Raw genomic sequence first — 15,777 nt, forward strand, 5'->3', positions numbered from 1 at the left:
CTATGGCGTTATTAAATAAAATCAAAAATAAACTAGGTATTAATTACAGAAAAAAAAGATGGCCTGGCCTAATCGAAGCTTACAAACAATATCTTCCTGTAACGAAGAAAACACCTATTATTTCCCTCAATGAAGGAAATACTCCACTAATTCTTAGTAACTCAATTAGCAATTTAATTGGAAATGGGACAAAGGTTTTTTTAAAATATGACGGCCTAAATCCGACAGGATCTTTTAAAGATCGTGGTATGACTATGGCAATTAGTAAAGCAAAAGAAGAAGGCCGTGAAGCGGTAATTTGTGCAAGTACTGGAAACACTTCTGCTGCTGCTGCTGCATATGCTTCTAGAGGAGGATTAAAACCTTATGTTTTAATACCAGAAGGGTTTGTTGCACAAGGAAAGCTTGCTCAAGCTTTAATGTATGGAGCTGAGATAATATCCATTAATGGAAACTTTGATAAGGCTCTTGAAATTGTTAGAGACTTATCCTCAGAACATCCAATAGAACTTGTTAATTCTGTCAATCCATATAGAATCCAAGGACAAAAGACAGCAGCTTTTGAAATTGTCGATGACTTAGGAATTGCTCCTGATTGGCTTTGTATTCCAATGGGAAATGCAGGAAATATAACTGCTTATTGGATGGGGTTTAAAGAATATTCAAAAATAAAAAGAAATTTAAAATTACCAATTATGATGGGGTTTCAATCGGAAGGGTCTGCTCCATTAGTTCAAAATATAATAGTAAAAAATCCAGAAACAATTGCAACGGCAATAAGAATTGGTAATCCTGTAAATAGAGAAAAAGCAAAAATAGTAAAAAAAGAAAGTACAGGAGACTTTCAGTCAGTTACAGATGAAGAAATAATCAATGCTTATAAAATTCTGGCAAAAGAGGGGGTTTTTTGTGAACCAGCAAGTGCAGCATCAGTTGCAGGACTGATTAAAAATAAAAATAGAATTCAAAAAGAATCGACTATTGTTTGTGTTCTTACTGGAAATGGATTGAAAGACCCTGATTGCGCTATTAACAATAATGATGCTGTTTTCAGAAAAAATATTGAACCTTCGTTAAAAAATATAACCAAAATCTTAGGATATTAAAATCCAAAAAAATTAGTGTCTGTGGAAATCAATTAAAAACAAAACTTCTTTGTTGAAAAACATATAAAAAGCAATTTAATTTGTTGAAAAGTTTTGTCTTAATTTAGAAATTTTGAATTTATTTAACAAATCAATTTTTTTTTCCACTTATATAAATGTTTATAAACTATTAAAAAAAGGTTTTTAAATTAAAAATTCCACAATTTCCACATCAACTACTACTACTACTATTTTTTTTTAAATTATTTAAATTTAGAATAAAGAAATGAAATAAAAAAACTTATTGAATTTAATTTACGAAAAAAGTATATTGTGTTTGTAAAAAGTTCCAAATTCCGATGGAAATTATTTGTAATCAAAATGAGTTAAATAATGCTATTCAACTAGTAAGCAAAGCAGTTTCTTCAAGACCAACTCATCCAATTCTTGCAAATATACTTTTAACAGCTGACCAAGGAACAAATAAAATAAGTTTGACAGGATTTGATCTTAATCTAGGAATTCAAACTTCTTTTGATGGAACTGTTAAAAATAGTGGTGCTATTACAATACCTTCAAAACTGTTATCTGAAATAGTAAATAAATTACCTAATGAGACCCCAGTTTCTTTGGAAGTAGATCAAAGTTCAGATAATATTTTAATCAAAAGTGATAGAGGTTCTTTTAATCTTAAAGGCATACCATCTGATGATTATCCCAATTTGCCATTTGTTGAAAGTGGTACTTCTTTAAATATTGATCCTAGTTCTTTTTTAAAAGCGTTAAAATCTACAATTTTTGCTAGTAGTAATGATGATTCAAAACAGTTACTTACAGGGGTCAATTTTATATTTAAAAAAAATTATTTAGAGTCTGCTTCTACTGATGGACATAGACTAGCTGTTGCATTAATTGGTAAAAAAGAAAATTTGGAAAATAAAGAGAACTTACCTTTAAATGAAAGTGATTTATCTGTAACTATTCCAACTAGATCATTAAGAGAAATTGAAAAACTTGTATCTTTAAGAAGCTCAGAAAATTCAATTAAGCTTTTCTATGATAAAGGTCAGGTAGTGTTTATTTCTTCTAATCAAATAATTACAACAAGAACTCTTGAGGGTACCTATCCTAATTACTCACAATTAATTCCTGATACTTTTTCTAAGATTTTTAATTTTAATACTAAAAAATTAATTGATGCATTAGAAAGAATTGCTGTTTTGGCTGATCAACAGAGTAGTGTTGTTAAAATTAAATTGGATAATACAGATTTAGCTTCAATAAGTGCAGATGCCCAAGATATTGGAAACGCAAATGAATCAGTACCTGTTTCTTACTCTGGTGAAAATTTTGATATTGCATTTAACGTTAGATATCTTTTAGAAGGTTTAAAAGTTATTGCTTCTGAAAATGTCCTTTTAAAGTGTAATCTTGCAACTACTCCCGCTGTTTTTGTGCCAGAAGATAATTTAAATTCTTTTACTTATTTAGTCATGCCTGTTCAGGTTCGTTCTTGATTTGAAGTTACCTAAAGAAATTTTATTAAGTGAATTACTAAATTACACTGTTAAGGGTAATATGGCCCTTAATTACGGAAATGGTGAAAATGTTTGGATGCATCCTCCAGTTCATCGGATTTTAGGATGGTACTCACGGCCTTCAAATTTTGATTTAAAACGAAATGTCTGGAGATTAAATCAAATTAGTCAAATAATAGATAATGAAATTTATGTCAAAGGTGATCCCGCTATTTCTGATTTAGCAACTTTAAATAGATTTCCAACTTTAATAGAAGCTAATCTGATCAATAAAAATGGCTCAAAAATAGGAGTTGTTGCAGATTTTTTATTTGAAATGAAAACAGGTAAAATTAAGTATTATTTAGTTTCTCGATCTAATCCTAAGATTCCAGGTTCTAGTAGATGGAAATTAAATATTGAAAATATTAATGATCAACAACCTGGCTTAGTCTTTTGTGAAAGCAATTCTTTAGACGATTTATCTTTACTAAAATCAAGTATTAAAAATGAATTTTTGCAAAAAGGAAAAAAAATTATTGATAGATTTGATGATATGAAAAATATAGCTTCTAATAGACTGGAGGATTGGCTAGAAGAAGATGAAGATATAAACCAAAATTTAGAATTTAAACAAAAAAGTTTTTATAATGATGAAAGAAAATCAAGATCTTTTAGTGATAATAAAGAAGATGACCCTTGGATCTAAAGAATGATAAATCCAGAAAATAATGATCTATATGATCTTAATGAAGCATTAAAAGTTGAAAATTTAACAATTAATGATTACGAAGAAATTTGTAAAAGATTAAAGAGAAAACCAAATAGGACAGAATTAGGAATGTTTGGTGTTATGTGGTCTGAACATTGTTGTTATAGAAATTCAAAACCTTTGTTATCCAAGTTTCCTACTAAAGGAAAAAATGTTTTGGTTGGCCCTGGAGAAAACGCTGGTGTCATTGATGTTGGGAATAGTCAAAAACTTGTTTTTAAAATAGAAAGTCATAATCATCCTTCTGCTATTGAACCTTTTCAAGGAGCGGCAACAGGGGTAGGAGGAATTTTAAGAGATATTTTTACAATGGGAGCAAGGCCAATTGCAGTATTAAATTCATTGAGGTTTGGAAATCTTGATAAATCATCAAATGTTGATTTGCTTAGGGGAGTTGTATCTGGTATTGCACATTATGGTAATTGTGTCGGGGTTCCAACTGTTGGGGGTGAAATTGATTTCGATGATAGTTATGCTGGTAATCCTTTAGTCAATGTTATGGCTTTAGGGCTTTTAGAGACTAATGAAATCGTTTGCTCTGGAGCTAAAAATGTAGGATCACCTGTACTATATGTTGGTAATACTACAGGTAAAGATGGCGTTGGCGGGGCTAGTTTTGCAAGTTCAGAATTAACTTCTAACTCCTTAGATGATAGACCTGCAGTGCAAGTAGGCGATCCATTTATTGAAAAAAGTCTTATAGAAGCTTGTTTAGATGCTTTTCAGACAGGAGATGTAATTGCAGCTCAAGATATGGGTGCAGCAGGATTAACTTGCAGTAGCGCAGAAATGGCTGCAAACGGAAATTTAGGGATATATATTGATTTGGATTTGGTTCCTTCTAGAGAAGATGATATGTCTGCATACCAATATTTATTATCTGAATCTCAAGAAAGAATGTTGTTTGTAGTTAAGGAAGAAAAGATTAATAAGCTTATTGATAAATTTAAAAAATGGGGGTTATATGCCAAAGTGATTGGGGAAGTAATAGAGAATAAAGAGATTATTATTTCTCATAAAAATAAAATTGTTGCTCAAATTCCGACTTCTGCTTTATCTGACGATACTCCTGTTAATGTTCGCAATGTAAGTAATAATCCACCTGAATATTTGTTACGTAAATGGGAATGGAAAGAAAAGAATTTACCAGTAATTGATGAGGATAAAATATTTTCACTTATGGAAAATAAGAGTTTTTCTTATTCTCAAATCATTCTAAAACTTTTGTCTAATCCCTCTATAGCTTCTAAAAGATGGATCTATAAACAATATGATTCTCAAGTGCAATCAAATACAGTTTTTAAACCTGGAGAATCAGATGCAGCTGTAATAAGATTACGAGAACAAAATCAAAAACAAAAAAATAAAGTTTTTTCTGGTGTTGCTGCTTCAGTTGACTGTAATAGTAGATGGGTTTATCTTGATCCATTTAGAGGATCTATTGCTGCAGTAGCAGAATCAGCAAGAAATGTTAGTTGTGTTGGGGCTGAACCATTAGCAATTACAAATAACTTGAACTTTTCTTCTCCAGAGAATGAAATAGGATATTGGCAACTTTCATCTTCATGTAATGGAATTTCTGAAGCCTGTAAAGCCTTAGAAACTCCTGTTACAGGAGGCAATGTATCTTTATATAATGAATCGAAAAATAATGATAATAAAGTTACTCCTATTTATCCTACTCCAGTGATTGGAATGGTTGGGAAGATAGATAATATTGAAAAAGCTATAAGCAGTAAATGGAAAAATATTAATGACCAAATATGGTTAATTGGATCTTATAAGTCAGAAACGACAATTGCAGCTAGTTCATATTTGGAATATTTTCATGGAAAAATTACAGGGCGTCCTCCAAAAATCGATTTGCAGGATGAAAAGTTTTGCCAGAGTTTTTTAAGAAATGCGATTTTAAAAAGTTTTGTAGTTTCTTCTCACGATATTAGCGATGGTGGTTTAGCTATAGCTTTAGCAGAGTGTTGTGTTTTGTCCTCAAAAGGTGCAACTATAGAATTGAAGAAAGATATTAATAGAGATGATAATTTATTGTTTGCAGAAGGAGGTTCTAGAATTATTTTTTCAATAGACAAAATTAAAGAACAAGAATGGCTTAATTACTTAAACAAAATTCAAATAAATTCTCACTCAAGCGTATATTTAAAAAAAATAGGATATGTTTCTGGTGAAAAGCTTAAGATAAAAATTCAAGATAAAAATATCTGCAATATTAGGGTTGAGGAATTAACCGAAAAATTTAATAATAGTATTTCAGGTAACTTTTAAAATATGAAAAAATTTTTTCAACTATCAAAATTTTTAAGAAATTAAGTTATGTGCGGAATAGTTGGAATCGTGTCTTCAGATGATGTAAATCAACAAATTTACGATAGTCTTTTGCTTCTACAGCATAGAGGTCAAGACTCAACAGGTATAGCTACAATGGAAAATACTATTTTCCATATACATAAGGCTAAAGGTCAGGTTAATACTGCTTATAGAACTAGAGATATGAGGAATTTAATTGGCAAAATTGGTTTAGGTCATGTTAGGTATGCAACAAAGGGGTCAGCTGAAAGTGTAGAGGAAGCACAGCCTTTTTATGTTAACGCTCCTTATGGAATTGTTTTGATACATAATGGCAACTTGACAAATACTAGAGATTTAGAAAAACAATTATTTAATATTGATAAACGGCATACAAATTCTTCAAGTGATACTGAAATGCTATTAAATGTATTTGCAACAGAATTGCAAGAACAAATTCATAATCAAGAATTAGAACCTGATATTATTTTTGATGCTGTTAAATCTTTACATAAAAGAATTCAGGGATCATATGCTTCTATTGCATTAATTTCAGGACATGGTTTGTTAGCTTTCAGAGATCCCTTTGGTATTAGACCTTTAGTTATAGGAAAGAGGTTTTCATTAACTACAAATAAAGAAGAGTGGATGGTTGCTAGCGAATCTCTAGTTCTTGAGAATAACGATTATCAAGTAGTTAGAGATGTAGATCCTGGAGAAGCTATTTTTATAAATCTTAATGGTGAGCTTTTTTCTAAGCAATGTTCTGAAAACCCAAAGTTATGTCCCTGTGCTTTTGAATATGTTTATTTAGCGAGGCCAGATTCAATCATGAATGGAATTTCCGTTTATAAAGCTCGTTTAAAAATGGGAGATTATTTGTCTGAAACAATAAAAGAAACAATTAATTCTGGAGATGTTGATGTTGTAATGCCTATTCCTGATTCTTCTCGACCTGCGGCTATGCAAGTTGCAAGACAGTTAGGGATAGAATATAGAGAAGGTTTTTTTAAAAATAGATATGTTGGTAGAACATTCATAATGCCTGGCCAGCAGAAACGTAAGAAATCTGTGAGACAAAAATTAAATGCAATGAGTGCAGAGTTTAAAAATAAAAATGTATTAATTGTAGATGACTCAATAGTAAGAGGTACTACATCAAAAGAAATTGTTCAGATGGCTAAAGATGCAGGAGCAAATAAAGTTTTTTTTACATCAGCGGCACCCCCTGTTCGCTTTCCCCATGTTTATGGAATTAATATGCCTAACAGAGTTGAATTAATAGCCCATGATAGAACAATAAGTGAAATTGCTAGTCAACTTGAAATTGATAACCTCGTTTATCAAAGTGTTGAAAATTTACGAAAATCTATATTAAGTGACTCAGCTATTGAAGATTTGGAGATGAGTTGCTTTACTGGTTCTTATGTAACAGGAACAGTAAATCAAGAGTACTTAAATTGGGTAGAAAATGAATATAAATCTTAGTCGATAAAGTGTTCAAGTCTAAAACAATTTTCAAGATGTTCGTCTTTGTCTAATCTTAAAAAGTCAATTAAAAAATTTGTTCTATTAGATTTGAAATTGAGTTTATTAAAATCTAATCTAGCCGATTTATTTTTATTAGTTTCAATATCCAGGTAATGGTTACTTGGTAATATTTTGAGGAAGTAATCGTTTTTAAGTTGGATTTTTTCATTTAAATATCCCAAACTGTATTCATTTGCGTAATAAATCTCATTACTATTTATACAAAAGATTGTTCCTTGCATAGAAACTAAATAAATATTTTCTCCATTTTGGAATGGACAACAAGAAACAATTTTTTCAGTTGGCAAAAGTTTTGCAAGCATTAATCCTTGAGATTGTTTAGTAGTTGGCGTTAAAAATTGATTTGATAAATTAAATTTAAAAATTCTTCCTATTGAGGTTAATATCATTAAATTTTTTTCTTCATTAGAAATAAATGAATCAATTGTCTTTATATTATTTTTTAATTTTGTAATTGCGAAAGATCGATTACTTTTAATCATATCCTCATCAAATAAAACTTTTTTAAATCTTCCATCTGAATTTAAGATACATATATAATTTTTAATCCCTTTTTTAATTAAATGAAAATTTATTATTTCATTAGAATTTATATTTCCAAGGATTTTATTATCTAATTTATAGTCATTATTTATATTTGACTCCCAATCAATTTTAAAAACTTTTCCAGAGTAAGTAATACCAATTATTTTTATATTTTTATCAATATTACAAATAAATTTTTGTATGTTTTTATTTTCTATAATTTTATTTCCATCTTCAAATGATTTCTTGTAATTAAGTAAATTCATTTTCCTTAAATATAGTCTATTGTCTATGTATAATTTAGTTTTTTTATTTATATACTCTTCTAATATCTGATTATTAAGTGTTTCCAATTCTTCATTCTGATTAATATTTTTAAGTAATTTTGTTTTTCTTTTGACATTATATTTTTTCTTTAATTTTAATAATTCTTCTATCAGTAATTCAAGTAATAATTTTCTTTTATTCAATAATGTTTGATAATAATTCTTTTTTTCTAGTAATTTTTTGATATCGTCTTCTATTTGATTTCTTTCTAGATTTGTTAATTTTTTTAATGGCATATCTAAAACAGAATTTGCTTGTTTTTCAGTTAAGAAAAAGTTATCAATTAGTTTTGATTTAGCTTCCGCAGAATTTTCTGAGTCTTCAATAATATCAATTATTTTTTTTATGTCTTTTGTAGCTTTAGATAAACCTTCTAATATTTCTAGTTTTTCAAGAGTATTTTTTAGAAAATAATTAGTTCTTTTTCTAATTGTTTCTTCTCGAAATTCAAGAAAATAGTTGAGATATTGCTTTAAGTTTAGTTGGACAGGCTTTCCTTTAATTAAAGCTAAAAATATTGCACCAAAGTTTGTTTGTAGAGTTGTTTTTTTGTATAAATTAGAAATTACAATTTCAGCGTTAGAATCTTTTTTTAACTCTATTACAATTCTCATTCCATCTCTATCGCTCTCATCCCTAATATCAGATATTCCATTTATTTTGTGTGAATTAATAAGTTCCGCTAGTTTTTCAATCCAACCTGCTTTACTAATTTGATAAGGAAGTTCTGTAATGATTAATGCATTTTTTTTATGTTTACCTTTGCCTAAATTTATTTCTTCTTTATTGATAACTCCTCTTATCGATATTGATCCTTTTCCTGTTTTATAAAGTTCCTCTATAGATTGATTACAAATTAATTCTCCACCTGTAGGGAAATCAGGACCTTTAATAATGTTAGAAAGTTTTTTATCACTTACATCTTTATTTTCTACTAAAGCAATTAAACCATCTACTATTTCTCCTATATTGTGAGGGGGAATGTTTGTGGCCATTCCAACCGCAATACCGGATGATCCGTTTAATAATAAAAATGGAAGTTGGGCTGGGAGCACATCTGGTTCTTTTTGTGATCCGTCAAAGTTATTAGAGAAATTTACTGTTGCTGATCCAATTTCTTCAAGAAATCCTTCGTGGGCTATCGGAGCCAATCTGGTCTCAGTGTATCTCATTGCTGCTGGTGGATCATTATCCACTGATCCAAAATTTCCATGGCCGTCTAAAGTTGGATATTTAGTTGAAAAATTCTGTACGAGCCTTACTAAGGCATCATATACTGCTTGATCTCCATGAGGATGGTACTTTCCAAGTACATCTCCGACAACTCTCGCACACTTTCTAAATGGTCTATCTGGTGTTAAACCTAATTCGTACATAGCAAATAGTATTCTTCTCTGTACAGGTTTAAGGCCATCTCTTGCATCAGGAAGAGCACGTCCAACTATTACACTCATTGCATACTCCAGATAAGAACGTTTCATTTCTTCTTGGAGTGAGATAGAAGTGAATTTTTTCTTATCCATTAGAGTGCAAAATTGAATACGTATTGATTAACTAAATTAAGACTAATAGGTAAACAAATTTTTACCAGTATTGCAAATTAAGAAGATGCATTTATTTTAGATTTTGCAAGTATTACGTCTTTTTTAAGTTGTTCATTTTGTAAAAGGATTTCAGTTGAGGTTTGCAATTTATCTCCCCATAATTGTTCTTTTCTAAAATCATAATTAACATATTTAGGATCTTTATCTAAAGCTTTTTTTGCTAGTTTAATCGCCAATTGAATATTGTTAATTTTTAAACATGAGGCAAGTCCTAATAATGGTTCAGCATTGTCTTCAATTGCTATTGCCTTTTCAAAAAAAATTTTTGCTAGATCTATGTTGTTTTTCTCAAAATAAGCTAAACCTTGATTATTGATTGCTTGCCAGAAATCAGGTTTTATTTTTACAGATTTATCAAACAACTTGATAGCTTCTAAGTAATTTTTTTCCATTAAAAAAATATTCCCTAATTGAAAAATAGCTTTATGGTTATTTGGTTCAATACTTAATCCTTTTTCTAGTGCATTTTTTGCATTTATTTGTTGTGAAATTTGTAAGTAAATATTACTTTTAGCAAAGTAAATTTCGCTAATATTTGAATTAATTTTTTGTGCTTTATTTAGAGAATTTAATGCGTCTTTGTATAGCTTATTAGCTACCTGTGCTTCAGATAAAATTAACCATATTTTTTCATCTTTTGCATTTATCTTTACAGCTAATTTTGCTAAGTTAAGACTGTCTTTATATTGTCCAAAAAAAAGAAGTTGATATGCACTTTTGCCAATAGATAAGCTTTCTTTTTGTAAATTTTTTATTGTCGGAAAATAGTAATATGGAACAATTGATTTAACTTTGTCTATTTTAAAAAAGGAATAACTTATCAAAGAAACGCAAAGTATCTTTATTAAAACTTTTTTCATATTTTCATATTTTTATTTTTTAAATTTGCCTTTATGTTTCTTTTCCACATCCATGGTTTAATTCTTTTTAATGTAGTTCCTTTAAGATTTTCTTCCCAAGTTCTATTATCCCAATTTAACGAATCAATATTAAGATTTTTAATCCATTCTTTAGGAGTTGTTTCAAAAGTATTGTTGTATGGCACCGACTTATTCCAAGGGCATACATCTTGACAAATATCACATCCTGCAACCCATCCATTTAAATTTTCTTCTATTTTTTTTGGGATAGTTTTTTCTCTACTTTCTATTGTGTGATAGGCAATGCATAGGTTTGATTGTATTACAAAGGGTTCAATTATTGCTTTTGTGGGACAATTTTCAATACAAAGATCACATTTTCCGCAAAGTGCTTTATGAGGTTTATCTGCTATTAAATCTTTTGTAAGGATCATAAAACCTAAAGTAAACCAAGAACCATTTTTTTTGTTTATTAAATTACTATTTTTACCTATCCAACCAAGACCTGATTCTTCAGCCCATGCTTTTTCAAGAAGTGGAGAAGTATCAACACATATTTTCCATTTGCAGTCTGGAATTTCTAGGTTGATCCACTCACCAATTTTTTTTAATTTTTTGTAAATTACTTTATGATAGTCTTCTCCTTGACTAAATTTTCCAACTTTGAGGAGATTATTATTACTGTGTGAATTAATGTAAGCAAATCCTACGCTTAGAACACTTTTTGCATCTTCAAGAAGTGAGCCTATGTTTTTTCTTCTTTCTGCTTCCATCCATTTCATTTCAGCATGGTAGTTATTTGATAACCATCTTTCTAAAGCATCTGTTCTTAATTTTATTCGCGAACTGCCTGGTATTGAAGCAATTCCGGCTAATGTAAAACCTTCAAAAATTGCTCTTTCTTTTAATTTTTTACTTATTTCTTCTTTTTTTTGAATGGTATCTATCATTGCTTTATTATTTATAGCATTTCTTTGAAAATTTATTTTTGAAGAAGAAACTAATAAATAATTTAAATTTATTAAAAAAAAATATATCCTAACTAACTAAAAACAGTTAAATTATTAGTAAAGTTAATACAGTTAGAAACGTTATTTTGGTTGAATCTAATCAAAATCAAGATTCGAACCTAGGCTCTAGGCTCCAACAGGATCTGAAAAATGATCTTATAGCTGGGTTATTGGTTGTAATACCTTTAGCAACTACAATTTGGCTCTCATCATTAGTTAGTAAATTTGTTTTAACATTAGTTACTTCTGTTCCTAAGCAATTAAATCCTTTTATTACTTTAAATCCTTTATTGCAAGATTTAATTAATCTTACTTTGGGTTTAACTGTTCCTTTATTAGCTATTTTGCTTATAGGTTTGATGGCTAGAAATTTTGTGGGAAGATGGTTACTAGAGTTTGGAGAAGGTACGTTATCAAAAATACCTGTAGCTGGAGCGGTTTATAAAACTCTTAAACAATTGCTAGAAACTTTTTTAAGTAATAAATCGAATCGATTTAGAAGAGTAGTATTAGTTGAATACCCACGTGAGGGTCTATATAGCGTAGGCTTTGTAACTGGAAATGTTGGTCCTTCTTTACAGCCAGATTTGGAACAAAAGTTATTAAGTGTTTTTATACCAACAGCACCAAACCCAACTACTGGTTGGTATACCTTGGTTCCTGAGTCCTCTGTTAAGGATTTGAACATTTCTGTTGAAGATGCTTTTAGAACAATAATTTCGGCTGGGATAGTTAATCCAGATGAAAAAAATAATAATACAAATCCAACATTCTCAAAATTATTTTCTCAATTACGTTCCTCCACTAATACTTCTTCTTAATTGATGCATAATAATAGATTCCTTTCTAGAGAATTATCTTTAATTTCTTTAGGACTGATAAAAGATAAAGGTGATTTTAAATTAAATAAAGTTCAGATAGATGAGATTTATGAATCTGCTTTGGATTCTCTAATAAACCATTGCAGAGATGAATTAGACAATTGCGAATTAGATCTAGAAAATGCATCACAAAAAATATTAGATAGTGAATTGCAAGAAGGTGTTGATTCTTCTTTCTCAAATGTTAGAGAAGAGTTAAAAAAATCTTTAAAAAAAATTGAAAGCGTAATGAATACACTCTCAGTAACTTTAGACTTTCCAAAATTAATAGTTTCTAGTGGACAAATTGATATTAGAGATGATGTGAATCAGAGGATTAGTTTTATTATTAATAACCTTACAATTATTGATTCTGATATTAATCAAGCGATGGATGGTTGGAGATTAAAAAGATTACCAAGAATTGATCGAGATATTTTGCGTTTAGCTTATGTGGATATTAATTTTATGAATACACCTATTGCAGTTGCTTGTGATCAGGCAGTGAATTTAGCTAATAAATATAGTGATACGCAAGGAAGAAAATTTATTAATGGAGTTTTAAGGAGGTTACAAACCGTAAGATTGAAATGATTATTTGATATAAAGAAAAAGTATTTTAAAATTTAATAAATCCTAACTATTAATATAAATGACAAATACTGATTCTGATAATTCTCGAGAGTGGGCTGAACAAGCTTATGCACTTCTCAAGAAAAGGCAAGAAGACCAAAAACAAGAATTACAGAAGCAAGAAGACCAAAAACAAGAATTACAGAAGCAAGAAGACCAAAAACAAGAATTACAGAAGCAAGAAGACCAAAAACAAGAATTACAGAAGCAAGAAGACCAAAAACAAGGTTTTGTAAATAGTGTCAATACAGAAAATCTTCCTAGACAGTCTAAAATTGATGATCAAACTGAATTAGGAGAATTTGACGAAAACTTTACTTGGTCTGCAATGGTATTAGCAGCTCAAGGAAAAAAAATAAATCAAATATCAATAGATGAAATTGATTGGTTAACTAAATTAAGAAGAGGATTAGAAGAAACACGAAAAGGATTTGTTACTGAATTATTGGATAAATTGGGAGATGATCCTCTTACCCCAGAATCTCTCGACGATTTAGAGACCCTATTAATAAGAGCTGATGTCGGAATTGATTCAACTGATAAAGTTATAAGTTCTCTCAGAAAAAAATTAAACGAAGAAGTTGTTGGTGGAGAAGCAGGAATAAAATTCTTAAAGAAGGAATTAAAATTAATTATCGATAAACCAATAAAAAATTCAGGTATTGATCTTTTGGTGCCTCAAAAGGGTAAGTTAAATGTCTGGTTATTAGTAGGAGTAAATGGCGTTGGTAAAACCACTACATTAGGAAAGTTAGCATATTTGTCATCAAGGAGTAATTATAAAACCTTAATAGCTGCTGCTGATACTTTTAGAGCTGCGGCAGTAGAACAACTAAAAGTATGGGGAGAGAGGAGTAATGTTGATGTTATATCTAATCAATCAAAAAATGCTGATCCAGCTGCTGTAGTTTTTGATGCTATTAATTCTGCTATAAAAAGAAATGTTGACTTATTACTTGTTGATACAGCAGGTAGATTGCAAACAAAAAATAATTTGATGGATGAATTAGCAAAAATAAAAAAAATTATCGATAAAAAGGTTCCAGATGCAATTATTGAATCATTACTAGTTTTAGATGCAAGTCAAGGTCAAAATGGATTAAAGCAAGCAAAAAGTTTTGCCAAATCAGCCAATTTAAGTGGAGCAATCATTACTAAATTAGATGGTACTTCAAGAGGAGGTGTCTCTTTAGCTGTCTCTGAGGAAGTAAATTTGCCTATAAGATTTATTGGAGCTGGAGAAGGCATAAAAGATTTGAGACCTTTTAATAGTTATGAATTTGTGGAGGCTATGCTTGCAGATAAATAAATATTTAATTAATTTTTTTTAAAAATTTAAATTTAATGTTAGAACATATTTATCTATAAAATTTGTTGTGAAAAATAATCAAAAAGAAAAATTATTTTCAAACAAATTTATTCAACAATTTTTAGATAATGATTTTACTTTATCTTCAAAAAACAAATATATGTTTGCTGAAATTGCATCTTCATTAGCATATTATTTGACGTCTTTTTCCAATATAAATAAATTACTTGATTATGTATGCTTAATTTTTAAACATATTTTTAATGATAAAATAATATTAATTATCCCTTTAGATTATGAGGGACAAATATGGCATCAAAACATAAAAATTTCTGCTAATAATGAATTTTTTAAAGTTCAAGAACAAATTAATATTTGTCTAAATCAATTTAATTTTTCTAAAAATTTTCAATTAAAACAAATTCAAACTTTTGAAAATGCTTTAAAAAATAATTTTAAAGATTATAAAATCGAAACAAAAAAAATATTATCTAGAAGTAAATGTAGAGGATTTATCTACATTTTTAGCAAAGATATATTTGGTGAATCCATCACTAATGATTATAATTTTAATTTTATTCAAAATTGTCTCGCTGTTGGATTAGAAAATTACTGCTTAATAAAAACAAATAAAAAGCATGAGAAGGTAGATAGAGAAATTTCTACCGGAGCTGAAATACAATCTCAATTACTTCCAGATTATTGTCCAATTATTCACGGTGTAGACCTTGCTGCACATTGTAGGCCAGCTCTTCAATTAGGTGGAGATTACTATGATTTTATGTGCTTAAAGACAAATATCTCAGAAAAAAGAAAAGAAAAAGCTAGATGGGCTTTGGTAATAGGGGATGTTATGGGCAAAGGGATTCCCGCAGGTCTATTAATGACTATGCTACGAGGAATGCTGCGTGCGGAGGTTCTTACTGGCTTACCACCTGATAGGATTTTGCACGATTTGAATCAACTAGCAATAAATGATTTAGATCAATCACATAGATTTGTCACATTATTCTATTCAGATTATGACCCTAGAGCCAGAAAATTGAGATTTGCTAATGCGGCACATAATCCTCCTTTGCTTTGGAAAAGTTCAGATCAGACAATCATAAAATTAGATGCTGAAGGATTAGTACTTGGACTACAAAAAGACGCTGAATATCATTGTGGTGAAATCAAGCTAAATGAGAATGATGTAGTCCTTTATTATACCGATGGAGTAATCGATACTTCTAATTCCCTTGGAGAAAGATTTGATGAGCAAAGGTTAATTAAAATTTTTACAAAATTATGTAAGCAGTCCTATTCATCTCAAGAAATTTTAAATAAAATATTTAAAAAGTTGGATGACTTTACTGGACAAAATAGACATTTAGAAGATGATGCATCAATGGTAATTTTGCAATTGAAATAGATATTTTTTGTC

At 29.3% G+C, this 15,777-nt stretch carries 12 protein-coding genes; 9 read left to right on the forward strand and 3 right to left on the reverse strand.

The annotated features are described in order from the left end of the window. The first annotated feature begins 2 nt into the window (after nt 1-2). From thrC to purF, 5 genes are all read left to right on the forward strand, one after another. Nucleotides 3-1,106, forward strand: a complete 1,104-nt coding sequence (thrC, locus tag SOI86_RS06575) for a threonine synthase (protein ID WP_320681039.1) — start codon at nt 3-5, stop codon at nt 1,104-1,106. A gap of 338 nt (nt 1,107-1,444) precedes the next feature. Then, nucleotides 1,445-2,602 carry a DNA polymerase III subunit beta gene (dnaN, locus tag SOI86_RS06580; protein WP_320681040.1) on the forward strand — a complete coding sequence of 386 codons (1,158 nt, stop codon included), beginning with the start codon at nt 1,445-1,447 and terminating at the stop codon, nt 2,600-2,602. A gap of 1 nt (nt 2,603) precedes the next feature. Next, nucleotides 2,604-3,311 (forward strand): PRC-barrel domain-containing protein, encoded by a 708-nt coding sequence (locus tag SOI86_RS06585; RefSeq protein ID WP_320681041.1) that lies wholly within the window; start codon nt 2,604-2,606, stop codon nt 3,309-3,311. A gap of 3 nt (nt 3,312-3,314) precedes the next feature. After that, complete coding sequence (purL, locus tag SOI86_RS06590) at nt 3,315-5,654, forward strand: phosphoribosylformylglycinamidine synthase subunit PurL (RefSeq protein WP_320681042.1); 2,340 nt, start codon at nt 3,315-3,317, stop codon at nt 5,652-5,654. 48 nt (nt 5,655-5,702) lie between these two features. Beyond that, entirely contained in the window at nt 5,703-7,163 is a 1,461-nt protein-coding gene (purF, locus tag SOI86_RS06595; protein WP_320681043.1) for an amidophosphoribosyltransferase, read from the forward strand. On the opposite strand, the gene SOI86_RS06600 is transcribed toward purF, so the two are convergent. The 3 genes from SOI86_RS06600 to queG all read right to left on the reverse strand — a co-directional run bounded on the left by SOI86_RS06600 (nt 7,160) and on the right by queG (nt 11,492). Beyond that, nucleotides 7,160-9,601, reverse strand: a complete 2,442-nt coding sequence (locus tag SOI86_RS06600; protein WP_320681044.1) for a DNA topoisomerase (ATP-hydrolyzing) — start codon at nt 9,599-9,601, stop codon at nt 7,160-7,162. The two genes, purF and SOI86_RS06600, sit on opposite strands and share 4 nt — an antisense overlap. A 77-nt stretch (nt 9,602-9,678) precedes the next feature. Beyond that, on the reverse strand, nt 9,679-10,542 hold the full coding sequence (locus SOI86_RS06605) for a tetratricopeptide repeat protein (RefSeq protein ID WP_320681045.1): 864 nt from the start codon (nt 10,540-10,542) through the stop codon (nt 9,679-9,681). Further along, a complete protein-coding gene (gene queG / locus SOI86_RS06610; RefSeq protein WP_320681046.1) occupies nt 10,539-11,492 on the reverse strand; it encodes a tRNA epoxyqueuosine(34) reductase QueG in 954 nt (317 codons plus the stop codon). The genes SOI86_RS06605 and queG overlap by 4 nt, the downstream gene beginning before the upstream one ends. A 146-nt stretch (nt 11,493-11,638) precedes the next feature. Here queG and SOI86_RS06615 point away from each other — a divergent pair, with 146 nt between their 5' ends. The 4 genes from SOI86_RS06615 (at nt 11,639) to SOI86_RS06630 (ending at nt 15,765) form a co-directional block, all read left to right on the forward strand. Next, a complete protein-coding gene (locus SOI86_RS06615; RefSeq protein ID WP_320681047.1) occupies nt 11,639-12,373 on the forward strand; it encodes a DUF502 domain-containing protein in 735 nt (244 codons plus the stop codon). A 3-nt stretch (nt 12,374-12,376) separates the two neighbouring features. After that, the gene (gene nusB / locus SOI86_RS06620) at nt 12,377-13,006 is read left to right on the forward strand and encodes a transcription antitermination factor NusB (RefSeq protein WP_320681048.1); all 630 of its coding nucleotides are present in this window, start codon (nt 12,377-12,379) and stop codon (nt 13,004-13,006) included. A 58-nt stretch (nt 13,007-13,064) separates the two neighbouring features. Next, on the forward strand, nt 13,065-14,354 hold the full coding sequence (gene ftsY, locus SOI86_RS06625; protein WP_320681049.1) for a signal recognition particle-docking protein FtsY: 1,290 nt from the start codon (nt 13,065-13,067) through the stop codon (nt 14,352-14,354). A gap of 67 nt (nt 14,355-14,421) precedes the next feature. Continuing rightward, nucleotides 14,422-15,765, forward strand: a complete 1,344-nt coding sequence (locus tag SOI86_RS06630) for a PP2C family protein-serine/threonine phosphatase (RefSeq protein ID WP_320681050.1) — start codon at nt 14,422-14,424, stop codon at nt 15,763-15,765. Nucleotides 15,766-15,777 lie beyond the last annotated feature (12 nt).

Origin of the sequence: Prochlorococcus sp. MIT 1314, assembly GCF_034093315.1 — a bacterium.
Taxonomy (GTDB): Bacteria; Cyanobacteriota; Cyanobacteriia; order PCC-6307; family Cyanobiaceae; genus Prochlorococcus_A; species Prochlorococcus_A marinus_Y.